The following is a 13,367-nucleotide window of genomic DNA, read 5'->3' on the forward strand; positions in this document are numbered from 1 at the left end:
TTTTGTGTGTAGGCTTCTTCATTTGAAAATTATATCGCTGAAAAAGCCTTTACAGATAGGTTTGTGCAACAAAGCCACGTTTAACTAAAAAGATTCCTAATATATTCATCTTAACTTATTAAAAGACCTCATCTTAATTGCTTTTCTAACAACTTGATTTATAAAATTAAAAACAAAAAAGAGATTTATAAAAATTTAATAAAATTTACTTTTTTTAATTTTTTACATTTAATTAATACACTTAAACCTATTAATAAACCCAAAAAATACAGTCAATTTAATTTTAAAAAGGACTTTTCATATTGTTGAAAATAGAAAAATCTATGCGATTGTATTAAATAAGGATTATTAAATAAACAATCCCTATGCATTAAAGAACTTGTAAATTTTTTCTAAAACTATCTGTACTTAAAATCTCTCTAGATGAATGACTTAGGATACAGAAACTGGCGTTGCAGAAATGGATGAATTTCTCGTATTGAGTGAATCACGTAATGCTTCCATCTTGATCACATATTGTTGAATACGCTTCAGGCGTTCTTCATATTGTGGATGTGAACTCAACAAAGGGGGGGTCGCACTCGCTCTCTCAGATTTTTTCATTAATGCTTCCGTACGCCGAATCAGTTGATCGGTTTTTTGCCAAAAACTAATTGCTGAAGCTGGCTCATACCCTGCACGTGTCATAATTTCCAGGCCCAACTGATCCGCTTCCAATTCAAGATTCCGGTTATGCCCGGTAAAAGTTCCCAGATTTAGAATTGAAGCCTTTTCACGGCCATGTTGCCGCACAATATGCGCCATTTCATGAGCAATTAAAGTGGCGAGTTCATCATCAGTAAAGGTTGGACCAATAATAAATGAGGTACTCACCACAATCTGTCCACTCGCCACCGAAACAGCATTTGGATAGTTATTTAGATTTGCATTGATTTGCCAATCAATTTTTCGTTTTTCACTCATCATCGCTTCTGCGTATGGAATGAGAACCTGCATGATTTCTGTTAATCGGCCATTGGTAATATAGGTATGATTGGCTTTGGCCTCACGCGCATATTGCTCATAGCGGCTTTGAGCCGTACTTTCGACTACAGATTGCGGAACAAACATCAACTGTTTACGATTTACACCCGAAGTAGTCTGTGTCGTACTGACACATGCTGTCAGGCTCAGCATTGCCGATACAGAGAGCATCAAGAGTGACTTTTGAATCATGCAATTTTCCTGAAGAGAGAATCTGAGTAAATATGCGGAGCAATGTATAAAGCGTCGACGATCGATGAAGGACTGAAGACGTTTAACTCTTCACTCAACCCGAATTGAAAGCGCCATAAGTTTCTTATGAATCACACAAGAAATAAAGTTATTTTTGAGATAAAACGTTTATGTTTGATCTTGCGGTTTAACATAAAAATATCGCTGACAAAAAATCAGAAAAAAGAATTTAAAAATCAAAATTCTAATTTGAATAGACTCTTATTCGAATGATCTAAAGAGAGATTATGAAATTAGAAGCACCTCCTGCGCCATAAATTTCACAACTAATCCTTATTATGGATGAGTTAATATCTTATTGAATAAAAAAGATTTATCCAAATAAATTAAGCTAAAATATCTACTCAGTTTGCTCGATTCACTCACTTAGCCAATCAAATGATTCAAATACCTTCCAAAAAATCGAACCGTAAAGCCGTAGCGGGATTTTGAGTTTAAATACTCTGGAATTAAAATACTCATAAGGTGATGATATTTTAAACATCACAAGCATTATCCTGCTAAAATAATATTTATAAAGGGTCGATTTCTATCATATTAGGGATGCTGAATGTTTGATAAAAACAATGAACTAGATACCTTACTTATTCTGGATCTACTCGGTCAAAAGGCAGATTTGACAGTCGTGCTGGATATGGTGACGAATTGGCTAGAAAGCCTGATCCCTGATGCCTTGGTTTCGGTAATGTTGTATTCAGAAGAAGAGCAGCACCTTAACCTGATCAGTGGCGGACAACATTTCTCTGCTCTTTATAAAGACGCCATAAAAGATTTAAAAATTGGTCCGCAAATAGGAGCATGTGGCGCCGCTGCCTTTGAGCGTAAAATGGTGATCTGTGAAAATCTAGCAACCGATCCAAACTGGCAACCTTATCAGGAATTGATCCAGCGAGACAATATTGCCGCCTGCTGGTCGGTTCCCATCATCAATGCTCAAGGCGTCTTGTACGGTACATTTGCAACTTATTATCGTCATCCTAAACCACCGACCGATTTTCATATCAAGCTGTTGCAACGTGCAGCCTCTCTCGTGGCTCTCGGGATGGACCTGCATGATGAGCGTCGGCAAAAAATCGCAATGCACGAGAAATACCGTTCGTTCTTCGATCATCATCCGGATGGGGTTTTTGAGCATGACCTGGAAGGCTATATCCGTGATGCCAATATGACCTCAAAACAAATTAGTGGTTTTGCACTGAAACAAATCTACGGTCTGCATTATTCACAAGTGATTCTGCCTGAATATTTGGAGACAGCAAAAGCGGCTTTTGAACGTGCTGTAGCGGGTGATATCCAGCGCATCGAAATTCAGGCCTATCGGGAATCGGGGCAAAGCTACTGGATTGATTTGACCTATTTGCCGATTTTCAATGATCAAAAGATTGTCGGGGTTTTTGGTGTGGTTCGAGACATCAGCCAGCGCCGTATGACGGAAGAGTATTTACGCCTGTTGAAACGTGGTGTTGATGCAAACCCACATGGCATTATCATCACGGAAGCAACTGAAGATAACCCAATTGTGTACGTCAATCCGGCCTTTACCCAGATTACCGGTTATACAGAAGAAGAAACTCTAGGACGCAACTGCCGTTTTCTACAGGGACCTGAAACAGATCAGGTGATTGTGCAGCATATTCAACAGGCTATTACCGAACGACGTGAAATTAAAACCCTGTTAAAAAATTATCGCAAAGACGGTAGCTGGTTTTGGAACCAGCTGATCCTGAGTCCGGTTCTCGATGAGCAAGGTATTTGTACGCACTTTATTAGTATTCAACAAGACATCACGCAACAACGCATTGATGAAGAATATATTAATTATCAACGCACCCATGATTCGTTAACTGGCCTCGCCAACCGTCAAACATTTGAAGAACAGCTTGATCTGGCTTTTCACCTACAACATAACAGCTCTCATCCACTGATCGTGTTATATATTGAGCTGGATGATTTCCGTCCACTGAATGAAAGTTTGGGGTATTTTCTTGGGGATCAGCTGCTTAGATTGATCGCTAAACGTTTACAGTCGGTGCTGCAACCCGACGACGTGCTATCACGCTTTGCCGGTGGTGAGTTTGCCCTATTATTAAATAAATCTCGCACACAACAACAGGCAGCTGAAATTGCCGAGGACATTCTGCGCTTGTTAGCAGCACCATTTAATGTAGATGATCATAATATCCATCTCAGTGCCAGTATAGGGATTGCGCTAGATACCAGAAACAATCTGGATTTCCAGGAGCTTCTGCAACATGCGATGCAAGCCATGCACCATGCAAAAAATGAAGGCGGCAATACTTGGGTATGGTATGCAGATCATCGAAAATTGGAGGTAGCTGTGGATTATGCACAGCTACGCCATGAGTTGATGATTGCCCTACAAGAGCAACAATTCCAGCTTTTCTACCAGCCAATCATTGATAGTATCAGCGGACAGATTACAGGGGTCGAAGCCTTGATCCGCTGGCATCATCCCGAACAAGGTCTCATCTCCCCGGCTTTATTTATTCCGCTCGCTGAACGTACCGGGCAAATTATTGCGATCGGGCATTGGGTACTACAGCAGGCCTGCAAAGATATCGTACAGCTGAATCTGGGCAGAACTCGTCCACTCAGTGTTGCTGTCAATATTTCTCCGCTACAATTTAGACGCACAGGTTTCCTCAACGAGCTGCAAGAGGTGCTTGCTGAGCATCAGCTCAACCTAGAGTTACTCAAAATCGAAGTTACCGAAGGGGTTTTGATTATGGGTGCAGAGCGTTCAATTGAACTGTTGAAGTCGATACGTGCTTTGGGAATCAAGGTCGCGATTGATGACTTTGGTACAGGATATTCAAGCCTGAGTTATCTGCGCCAACTGCCAATAGATGAACTCAAACTGGATCGTAGCTTTATTCAGCATTTGGCTGAACATCAAGATGATGCAGCAATTGTCGATGCGATTATCAGTATGGCCAATACTCTTGATTTAACTGTCGTGGCAGAAGGTGTTGAAACTGCTGAACAAGTTGAGTTTTTACAACAGCATCAATGCAAATATTTACAAGGTTTTTATTTTGCCCGACCGGTTTCATTGCAGGATTTGACGGTGATTTTAACCAACCATCGCTTTAATCAAAGTCCAGCTTCTTAATCCTTTAAAAACGGATTAAATGATCTCGCCTAATCCGACAAATCGACTCCTGAATCATTCAAGAGTGTCATCCTTATGAGAATCGCTCAGGACTGACGCACTCAATAAGAATGGTCACCACGTAAAGTGGGATGAAAATCCTGTAACCGACCCTATAATGCCAAGTAGCACTCGTACGCCCGTGTGCATCACAATTCTGGGAACCGTTGGTTACGACAGGTGTGTTTCCAGTTGTTTTCTGAATAAACCGGTGGAATATGCCCTCTCATACAATGTAATACGGTCTATTTTTAAACACAAAGTTGCTGACTGGTTCAGATTCTGCTATTGACTAGAAGGCATGCCAATCATTTCCACTACCACAATTCCGTAGAATTGCTATTTTCAATTCAGCCCAAATGAATGGTTCTGCATTTTGCTGACTTCAACCTGGAGAAACGTTGATGGAACACCTCGTCTGCTACAAGCAATTACCAGTCTGGACACATGACACTATCCCTGCGGGTTTCCAGCAAGCGCACAACACCAAAGTAGGGACTTGGGCAAAATTGCAGATTCTGCAAGGTGAAATCCATTTTGCCATGCTAGATGAAAGCGGCACGATCGTTTCAGAACATGTCTTTTCGGTCGCGCATCAACCTCCATTTATTGAACCCCAAGCCTGGCACAAAATTGTTTCGAGCAGTGAAGATGTGCGGTGTCAATTAAGTTTTTACTGTGAACCAACAGACTATTTTTCCAAAAAATATCAGCTCACTGCGGTCCATTCCGAAATCCGTGAAGCACTATCGCAACTCTATCCCGCCAAGGCACTGGATGTGGGCTGCGGTACAGGGCGTAATGCGTTGTTTTTAAGTCAACAGGGGTTCGAGGTCGATGCCTGGGATATTAATCCAAAGAGCCTGCAGAAATTGAATGAAATTCTGGATGCGGAACAGATCTCAAACATTCACACAGCTCTTCGTGATCTGAATCAGAACCCGAATATTTCTACATCGTATGATTTTATCTATTGCACCGTGGTGATGATGTTTTTGCAGCCCGAAATCATTCCTCAACTGATCCAAAAAATGCAACAAGCCACTCAGACCAATGGCTTCAATCTAATTGTCTGTGCCATGGATACTCCAGATTATCCTGCACGGCCTGATTTTCCCTTTGCGTTTAAACCAGGTGAATTGAGCAGCTATTATCAAGGCTGGAAGATTTTAAAATACAATGAAAATGTTGGTGAACTGCATCGCACCAATGCAGCAGGGCAACGGATCAAACAGCGTTTTGCAACGCTTTTTGCACAGAAAATCACTGCGAATGAATAGTCAAAAGAAAAGTTTCGGCAATTAGAGGGCTAAATTGGGGTGTCATTTCCCTCTCTTTTCATGCCAATTGTGGATGGAAAACAAGATGATCCATGTCTAGACCTTTTAGCTAAAATCATCAAAAACATTAAGCCTGTATTGGTCAGGACACTGAGATCGCCGCTCTTCGTTAAACTACCTTTTACGTCACTTTATTGCTTCAGGCACCTTTAAAATAAAAGCCACCTCATGTTGAGGTGGCTGTTGGACGATGATGCTATTGAATATCCAGCTTCAAATCATTTCTATAACCAAAAAAAATTCAGCTCATCTGCCTGAACGCGAAATCATTAATATGTTTCCGATGCGGATATATTAGATACTTCGTTGATTCACCCGCTTAGACAATTCTTCAGCGGATTCTTTGCGTTCCGAGTAACGATCCGTTAAATACGCACTTTGACCACGAGTGAGCAAGGTGAACTTATATAGCTCTTCCATCACATCTACGATCCGGTCATAGTACGCCGATGGTTTCATGCGGCCATCTTCCTCAAATTCCAGAAAGGCTTTTGCCACAGACGACTGGTTCGGAATCGTGATCATCCGCATCCAGCGGCCGAGGATACGCATTTGATTTACCGCATTAAAGGATTGTGAACCGCCGCAGACTTGCATCAAGGCCAAAGTTTTACCCTGAGTGGCACGGATAGCACCAGCAGCCAGTGGAATCCAGTCGATCTGGGCTTTAAGAATTGAACTCATCGCACCATGACGCTCGGGTGAAGACCACACCATGCCTTCAGCCCAAGCCAACAGTTCATGTAACTCTTTCACCTTTGGATGGTTCATATCTGCATCTTCAGGCAGTGGAAGTCCCTTGGGATGAAATATTTTCACTTCCGCTCCGAAATATTCCAGAATACGTCCCGCTTCCTGAACAGCCAAACGACTATAAGAGCGTTCACGGTTTGAACCGTACAACAAAAGAATACGCGGCGGGTGTTCGAGTTGCTTGGCTTGTACCTGTTCAAAGGTGGGTTTTTCGAGCAAATCAAGATCGATATTTGGCAGTGTCATTACTATTTCATCCCAATTTTTTAAGCAAAATACTTTTTCTTCAGCCACAAAGATACACTGACCAAGGAAATCAGCACGGGCACTTCCACTAAAGGACCAATGATGGTGGTAAAGGCAATCGGAGAAGCCAAACCAAACGTGGCGATTGCAACAGCCAAAGCCAGCTCAAAGTTATTGCCCGCAGCCGTAAAGGAAATGGCCGTGGTTTTTGGATAATCGTTCCCCATCCATTTACTCATAAAGAAGCTGACAAAGAACATCAACACAAAGTAAATGGTCAATGGAATCGCGATACGCAATACATCCAAAGGCAAACTCACCACATCAGCGCCTTTGAGACTAAACATCGCTACAATGGTGAACAGCAGCGCGATTAAGCTCAACGGGCCAATTTTTGGCAGGAATTTCGTTTGATACCAATCCAGACCTTTCGCCTTGACCAAAGAAATACGGGTCAAGAAACCCATCAGGAATGGAATTCCCAGATAGATCAATACTGCATTGGCAATCGTCCAGAAATCGACATTGATCACATGGCCTTCCACCCCAAAAAACGGTGGTAAATAGGTCAGGAAGAACCAGGCATAACTACTGAAGAACAGAATCTGGAAAATACTGTTAAATGCCACCAGTGCAGCACCATATTGGTTGTCACCGCAAGCCAGACCATTCCAGATCAGCACCATGGCAATACAACGTGCCAAACCGATCAGGATCAGGCCAGTCATATATTCCGGATAATCACTGAGGAAAACGATCGCCAGTACAAACATGAGCACCGGTGCAATCAGCCAGTTTTGTACCAGTGATAAAGCCAAAGTTTTTTTATCGTGAAAAACCTGTGGCAATGTCGCATAGTCCACTTTGGCCAAAGGTGGATACATCATCAGAATCAGACCAATCGCAATCGGCAAATTGACTGAATTCACGCTCATGGCATCCAGTGCTGTTGATGCTTGTGGAAATACCACCCCAATCGCAACACCCAATGCCATGGCCACAAAGATCCATAACGTCAGGTTGCGATCTAAAAAGGATAAACCCTGTTTAGACATGATCTGCTCGATTAAATATGAGAAATTTTATTGATTTCAGCAATGAGCTCAGGACGACTCATTTTTTTTGCATCTAGAGCGAATAAGGCATCTAAACGTTTGTTGATATGATCGACAGTAGTCAAGAATGCCTGTAATTTTTCTTCTTCAGGCAAATCCAAGTGTGAAGGATCTGACAGCCCCCAATGCGCTTTGATGGCTCCACCCAAATATAACGGGCAAGCTTCCTGTGCCGCTGCATCACACACGGTAATCACCACTTCTGGCTCATACTGTTCACAGGCATCAATGGTTTTGCTGGATAAACCTTCAGTCGATAGACCCAAGTTCTGTAAGGTCTTGATCGTTAAAGGATGAACCTGACCGGAAGGTTTGCTTCCTGCACTGTAAGCCACCCAGCCTTCTGGCGCACGGCTGTTAAATAACACTTCAGAAAGAATGCTGCGGCAACTGTTGCCTGTACATAAAAATAAAAATTTCATGAAAATTTACTCACAATGGCTTTGAACCGACAGAGCCGGAGAATGAACTAAACCGGGGTATTGACTGTGTTTAAGAGCATCTAAAATTTGAAAGCACCACGTCGGCAATTCAGGATTGATGCTGTAATACACCCACTGACTTTGACGGCGATCATTCAACAAACCACAAGCGCGCAATAAAGCCAAATGGCGTGAAATTTTGGGTTGGCTGACTTGCAATTTGTCCGTCAAATCACAGACGCACTGCTCTTTATTTTCTGCAACCAGCATGACAATACTGAGACGTGTTTCATCCGATAAACATTTAAAAAACTGAACGTGGTCCATAGCTGCTCCCATCCTATTATCTAAATATACATATATCCATATATATAGTAAATGGCTGATCTTAAAATTATCACTGGATACAGAGAAAGCCTCCTCCTAAAGAAGTTGTTTAAAAAATTGTCAGCTGTGGTTCGCTATGTTATGAATAAAGAAAAAATTTCAATGAAAAAAAGGAATAATACATGCCTCATAAACACATTTTAGTACCGATTGACGCTTCTGATCAGGCATTCGCTGCGACCAGACAAGCCGCGATCATGGCTGCCGCCCTAGACAGCAAACTGACTATAATCAGCATTATTGAAGAGAATCCATTTGCCAATACCGATTTTTATTATTTCGGTGCAGATGCCAGTACCATGCAAAGCTTTTTTGATGAAGCTAGTCTAAATGCAAGCCGTGCATTGGCCGAGGCACAAAAATTGGCAATCAACGCCGGTGCCTGTGAGGTGGCGACACAACTGATAAAAGCCGAGGTTTTACCCACTGCAATTGTCAACGCAGCACAACAATTACAGGCCGATCTGATTGTGATGGGATCACATGGACGACAAGGTATCCATAAAATCACTTTGGGCAGTGTGGCTGAAGAGGTATTAAAACTAGCCAAACCCCCGGTATTGATTGTCAAACAATAAACCTACGGTTACATCTGCATCATAAAAAACCAGTGGTACTGCCACTGGTTTTTTCATGCCACTGAATGTTCGAGCTTATTTGTTTTTCTCAATGAGTTCTGCAACAGCTTGGGCTTCCAGCACTTTGCCACTCGACACGATTTTATTGTCAATGATCAGACCCGGTGTGCTTAACAGGCCTGTTTCCGCAATCTTGATCATGTCGGTCACATATTCGATGTCTGCCTGTACACCAGTATTTTTCACCGCTTCTTCTGTTGCTGCCAAAAGTGCTTTACATTTACGGCAGCCTGTACCCACCACTTTAATTTGCATATTTTATTCTCCAAACGTTATAAAAACCAGTAACCCAAGGTGTTTAAGCTATAACCAATAATTAAAATCCCCACAAACACAATGCCGACAAATAGACTGAGTAAAGGCAGCTTCACGACTTGTTTGAGTAAAATCAAGGATGGTAAAGATAGTGCAGTGACTGCCATCATAAAGGCCAGCACTGTACCCAAACCTACGCCTTTTGCCACCAGTGCTTCAGCAATCGGCAAAGTGCCAAAAATATCTGCGTACATCGGTATGCCCACAATGGTCGCGATCAATACGGAATACCAGTGTTCCTGACCGAGCAATGCTGTAATCCATTGTTCCGGAATCCAGTTATGAATCGCAGCGCCAATTCCCACCCCGATCAACACATAGAGCCAAACCTTGGTGAAAATTTCCACCACCTGCTCCCAAGCAAAAGCGCGTCGCTCTTGGGCAGTCATGGTGAAATCTTCTTCTCCCTGAATGGCACCATTATGAGTTACAAACTCAGCCACATAGTTTTCCATTTTTAAAAAGCTGATCAATGAACCACCTAGCACTGCCAATACCAAACCAAGCAATACATAGATCATGGCGATTTTCCAGTTAAAAATGCTGGCCAACAAAATAATCGAGGCCAAATCGACTAATGGTGATGAAATCAAAAAAGAAAAAGTCACACCTACTGGAAGCCCGGCACGGGTAAAACCGATAAATAACGGAATGGAAGAACAGGAACAAAACGGCGTAATCGTTCCAAGCAGTGCTCCCATAATATTGGCTTTTAATCCGCTCATTCGCCCTAAAATTTGTCGGGTACGTTCCGGCGGAAAATAACTCTGGATATAAGACAGTGAATAAATCAGTACTGCTAACAGAATAAAAATCTTGCAAACATCATAAATAAAAAAGTGAATACTGCCACCAAGCCGGGTCGCGACAGATAATCCAAAAATATTTTCAACCAGCCAACGTACTCCTTCTGACAGCCACGTCATTTTTAACAGTGCATTGTTCAACCAAGCAAAGAATGCGATCAGGCTCTCCATTTTAATCCCCTTGTCTTGGACGAATCAGTACTTTTACTTCAATATGAATGAAATAGCATGATGGTCAATTTTTATAGCAATTTGTCGATAATACATGACTCTATACTCGAGTTCATGAAGCTACAAAAGAGATCTCATCTTCTCAAACTGAACCTAGACAAGCACTTGTAGACTCATCAATTATGTTTATCCATCAGTGACTTAAATTGAGTATGTAAAATTATACGGCGCAACGTCAATCTATATTTTTTGAATATAAAAAAAGCCCAACCAAGTTGAGCTTTCTTAGGGAGGATTTTATTTTACGCGGTTGCCTTGTTCATCAATAATGACTTCACCATCTTCTTTCACAAAGGCTTTTAACTGTGGTAAAGGCAAAATGTCCAGTACCACTTCCGATGGGCGACACAAGCGTGTGCCCAGATCTGTGACCACCAAGGGACGGTTGATCAGGATCGGATATTCAAGCATCGCATCAATCAGTTTTTCATCGGTCCAGTTGGCATCATCCAGATTCAATTCGGTATAAGGATCCACATTTTTACGTAACACTTCACGCACAGTAAGGCTGGAATCCTGAATCATTTTTACCAGTTTATCTTTTGAAGGTGGCGTCACCAGATATTCAATCACTTCCGGTTCAATCCCCGCATTACGGATCAGCGCGAGTGTATTACGGGAAGTACCACATGCAGGGTTATGATAAATTTGTACTTTTGGCATAGCATCCACAAAAAAGCTTCTTGAACAGATCGTCTTTTATATATGAATATTCATATATACGCAATATAAAATATTAGATCAGCCACTCTTGAATTCGATACTATTCAATCGAAATTAATCCTGAGTTTTCCTCAAGGAAAGCGACTCACTATTCCAGAAAAACATTCTTTTGAATGTCTATCTATCAGCTTCGTATTAAAAATTATGGACGGTTTTTCACGGTTCTAAATCTGAAGTGACTGATACCTAAATCTATTTTCTGTGCATCCCTTACGGAAGCACGGCAGTGCTGACCATAATTTACGACACAAAGATAAGATCAAGCTTTGATGGTGCAACAGTTAAAGCAAGGCAAATATTGTAAGCGTCATTGTTGCATGCTTATATGGTCATCATGGCTTACCTTAAAAGGAATTTTGGTGTATTCCTAATATTGCAAATCATGTCGTATAAACCAAAAGGATGGGCCGTAAAACAACCAGCCAGGGCAACTCAATAACCCCTTGTTTTTGCTAATTTTGATAAGTAAGGAAGTTTCCTTTGCTAGACATTGACATGTTGCAAATCTGCTAAGACCTCATGTTCGCGACTAAAAGTTTTTGCAGCATGTTCCCATTGCTGTTCTGTCGATAATTTTCTTCCCAACCCGTCAACATAAGCTAAAGCATCTTTGAGCGTAAGCATGAAGACTGGTTCATTCGGCTGAATTTTGCGTTGTGCTGCCAATCTCCAGTAATGTTTTCAATTGGCTTACTGAAGCAAAGACCATCAAGCTCATTCTGCCACTGCATATGGAGATTGCTAAAATACCACTATTCTCCTTAACATTCCGCTTCAGTCACACATGCCGTTGCTTCGATAAAACTCTGCAATTCGGCATTCATTACTTGTGTGGCATCCATGCCCCGATAAGAAATCCTGAAGTGAGCACCCTATTTAGATTACACTAACAGCTCAGCCTTCTTTTTCTGACCGCAAGGTATCCTTTCTTTTCATGCCGACTTCTCATTCGAACAGCTTAAATTATAAACTTCTTAAATTGGCCGGTCGTCAGCCTATCCAAATTTTACGTTTTTTCGCCCGTGTGCTTGCAAGACTGATTCATCATTTACCGATCTCCAATACTACCCATAGCATTGCCATGAACTTGGAGATTGCACTTCCCGAGTTATCGGAAAAACAACGTGAACAGATCACCCGCCGTGCAGCTAAAAATGAAATGTTGTCTTACTTTGAATTCTTAAGCATCTGGGGGTCTAACCATCAGAAAAATCTTGATCGCCTGCATAATATCCATGGTGAAGCTTATTTTCATCAAGCCTTAAAAGCCAACACGGGCCTTATTATGGTGGCACCTCATTTTGGCACATGGGAAATCATCAATAGTTGGTGCTCTCAATATACGGCGATGACCATTTTGTATAAGCCAATTAAGGAACCAGCAACTGAACAATTTGTACGTAAAGCTCGTAGCCGTGAACACTCACATTTGGTCCCAACAAATGACAGTGGCGTGCGCGAGATTTTTCGGGCATTAAGAAGCGGAGGAACGACTATTGTTCTTCCCGACCATACGCCCAAGCTTGGCGGTGATTTAGTGAACTATTTTGGCATCCCGGTTGCTTCGAGCCATTTGACAGCTAAATTGATCCAGAAAACCAAAGCAAGTGCCTTATTGGTTTATGCACTACGCAATGATGCGGGCGGCTTCGATCTATATTTTGAGCCCATGAATGAGCAGATTTACACGGTTTCAGCTGAACAGGGTACCGGGATGATTCATCAAACGATTGAGCAGCTGATCCAACGCTATCCTGAACATTATCATTGGAGCTATAAACGTTTTAAAGCCAATCCTGAATTGGCCAATATTTACACGCTTCCACGGCGGCAAGCTAGCGGCATCATCCAAGAACTCCAAGCAAGCTTAACAAGTGATACAAAACCAAGTTAAAAGACAGCCATTAATGTCCCTGCTCCATCAAAGAGTGAACAACTGATATA

General features: G+C 41.9%; 13 protein-coding genes. 4 read left to right on the top strand and 9 right to left on the bottom strand.

Annotated elements, in window-relative coordinates:
• Positions 1 to 432: 432 nt before the first annotated feature.
• On the bottom strand, positions 433 to 1,215 hold the full coding sequence (locus PAE54_RS06255) for a M48 family metallopeptidase (protein WP_326518815.1): 783 nt from the start codon (positions 1,213 to 1,215) through the stop codon (positions 433 to 435).
• Between the two features lie 610 nt (positions 1,216 to 1,825).
• On the opposite strand from PAE54_RS06255, the gene PAE54_RS06260 reads away from it, so the two are divergent.
• On the top strand, positions 1,826 to 4,408 hold the full coding sequence (locus tag PAE54_RS06260; protein WP_326518816.1) for a bifunctional diguanylate cyclase/phosphodiesterase: 2,583 nt from the start codon (positions 1,826 to 1,828) through the stop codon (positions 4,406 to 4,408).
• 443 nt (positions 4,409 to 4,851) lie between these two features.
• Positions 4,852 to 5,727: an SAM-dependent methyltransferase TehB gene (gene tehB / locus PAE54_RS06265; protein WP_326518817.1), complete on the top strand. Its 876-nt coding sequence runs from the start codon at positions 4,852 to 4,854 to the stop codon at positions 5,725 to 5,727.
• A 354-nt stretch (positions 5,728 to 6,081) separates the two neighbouring features.
• Here tehB and arsH read toward each other — a convergent pair whose 3' ends face one another.
• From arsH to PAE54_RS06285, 4 genes are read right to left on the bottom strand one after another with little or no spacing between them, the layout of a single operon-like run.
• Entirely contained in the window at positions 6,082 to 6,786 is a 705-nt protein-coding gene (gene arsH / locus PAE54_RS06270) for an arsenical resistance protein ArsH (protein WP_326518818.1), read from the bottom strand.
• Between the two features lie 20 nt (positions 6,787 to 6,806).
• A complete protein-coding gene (gene arsB / locus PAE54_RS06275) occupies positions 6,807 to 7,841 on the bottom strand; it encodes an ACR3 family arsenite efflux transporter (protein WP_326518819.1) in 1,035 nt (344 codons plus the stop codon).
• A gap of 11 nt (positions 7,842 to 7,852) precedes the next feature.
• A complete protein-coding gene (locus PAE54_RS06280; protein WP_326518820.1) occupies positions 7,853 to 8,323 on the bottom strand; it encodes an arsenate reductase ArsC in 471 nt (156 codons plus the stop codon).
• A gap of 6 nt (positions 8,324 to 8,329) precedes the next feature.
• Positions 8,330 to 8,650, bottom strand: coding sequence for a metalloregulator ArsR/SmtB family transcription factor (locus tag PAE54_RS06285; RefSeq protein ID WP_326518821.1), 321 nt, complete (start codon positions 8,648 to 8,650; stop codon positions 8,330 to 8,332).
• Positions 8,651 to 8,832: 182 nt separating this feature from the next.
• Between PAE54_RS06285 and PAE54_RS06290 the strand changes: the two genes are divergently transcribed.
• A complete protein-coding gene (locus PAE54_RS06290) occupies positions 8,833 to 9,288 on the top strand; it encodes a universal stress protein (protein ID WP_326518822.1) in 456 nt (151 codons plus the stop codon).
• Positions 9,289 to 9,363: 75 nt separating this feature from the next.
• On the opposite strand, the gene PAE54_RS06295 is transcribed toward PAE54_RS06290, so the two are convergent.
• The 4 genes from PAE54_RS06295 to PAE54_RS06310 form a co-directional block, all read right to left on the bottom strand.
• Complete coding sequence (locus PAE54_RS06295; protein WP_326518823.1) at positions 9,364 to 9,603, bottom strand: thioredoxin family protein; 240 nt, start codon at positions 9,601 to 9,603, stop codon at positions 9,364 to 9,366.
• 17 nt (positions 9,604 to 9,620) lie between these two features.
• Positions 9,621 to 10,640: a permease gene (locus PAE54_RS06300; protein WP_273776908.1), complete on the bottom strand. Its 1,020-nt coding sequence runs from the start codon at positions 10,638 to 10,640 to the stop codon at positions 9,621 to 9,623.
• A gap of 297 nt (positions 10,641 to 10,937) precedes the next feature.
• On the bottom strand, positions 10,938 to 11,372 hold the full coding sequence (arsC, locus tag PAE54_RS06305; protein WP_273776910.1) for an arsenate reductase (glutaredoxin): 435 nt from the start codon (positions 11,370 to 11,372) through the stop codon (positions 10,938 to 10,940).
• A 534-nt stretch (positions 11,373 to 11,906) separates the two neighbouring features.
• Positions 11,907 to 12,089 carry an SUMF1/EgtB/PvdO family nonheme iron enzyme gene (locus tag PAE54_RS06310; protein WP_326518824.1) on the bottom strand — a complete coding sequence of 61 codons (183 nt, stop codon included), beginning with the start codon at positions 12,087 to 12,089 and terminating at the stop codon, positions 11,907 to 11,909.
• A 268-nt stretch (positions 12,090 to 12,357) separates the two neighbouring features.
• On the opposite strand from PAE54_RS06310, the gene PAE54_RS06315 reads away from it, so the two are divergent.
• Positions 12,358 to 13,317: a lysophospholipid acyltransferase family protein gene (locus PAE54_RS06315; RefSeq protein WP_326518825.1), complete on the top strand. Its 960-nt coding sequence runs from the start codon at positions 12,358 to 12,360 to the stop codon at positions 13,315 to 13,317.
• The last annotated feature ends 50 nt before the right edge of the window (positions 13,318 to 13,367 follow it).

Origin of the sequence: Acinetobacter minutum, from assembly GCF_035916735.1 — a bacterium.
Taxonomy (GTDB): Bacteria; Pseudomonadota; Gammaproteobacteria; order Pseudomonadales; family Moraxellaceae; genus Acinetobacter.

Bases quoted from the DNA above. Each gene is read 5' to 3' on its own strand.
- PAE54_RS06255 (WP_326518815.1), bottom strand. From the start codon at position 1,215: ATGATTCAAAAGTCACTCTTGATGCTCTCTGTATCGGCAATGCTGAGC.
- PAE54_RS06260 (WP_326518816.1), top strand. From the start codon at position 1,826: ATGTTTGATAAAAACAATGAACTAGATACCTTACTTATTCTGGATCTA.
- tehB (WP_326518817.1), top strand. From the start codon at position 4,852: ATGGAACACCTCGTCTGCTACAAGCAATTACCAGTCTGGACACATGAC.
- arsH (WP_326518818.1), bottom strand. From the start codon at position 6,786: ATGACACTGCCAAATATCGATCTTGATTTGCTCGAAAAACCCACCTTT.
- arsB (WP_326518819.1), bottom strand. From the start codon at position 7,841: ATGTCTAAACAGGGTTTATCCTTTTTAGATCGCAACCTGACGTTATGG.
- PAE54_RS06280 (WP_326518820.1), bottom strand. From the start codon at position 8,323: ATGAAATTTTTATTTTTATGTACAGGCAACAGTTGCCGCAGCATTCTT.
- PAE54_RS06285 (WP_326518821.1), bottom strand. From the start codon at position 8,650: ATGGACCACGTTCAGTTTTTTAAATGTTTATCGGATGAAACACGTCTC.
- PAE54_RS06290 (WP_326518822.1), top strand. From the start codon at position 8,833: ATGCCTCATAAACACATTTTAGTACCGATTGACGCTTCTGATCAGGCA.
- PAE54_RS06295 (WP_326518823.1), bottom strand. From the start codon at position 9,603: ATGCAAATTAAAGTGGTGGGTACAGGCTGCCGTAAATGTAAAGCACTT.
- PAE54_RS06300 (WP_273776908.1), bottom strand. From the start codon at position 10,640: ATGGAGAGCCTGATCGCATTCTTTGCTTGGTTGAACAATGCACTGTTA.
- PAE54_RS06315 (WP_326518825.1), top strand. From the start codon at position 12,358: ATGCCGACTTCTCATTCGAACAGCTTAAATTATAAACTTCTTAAATTG.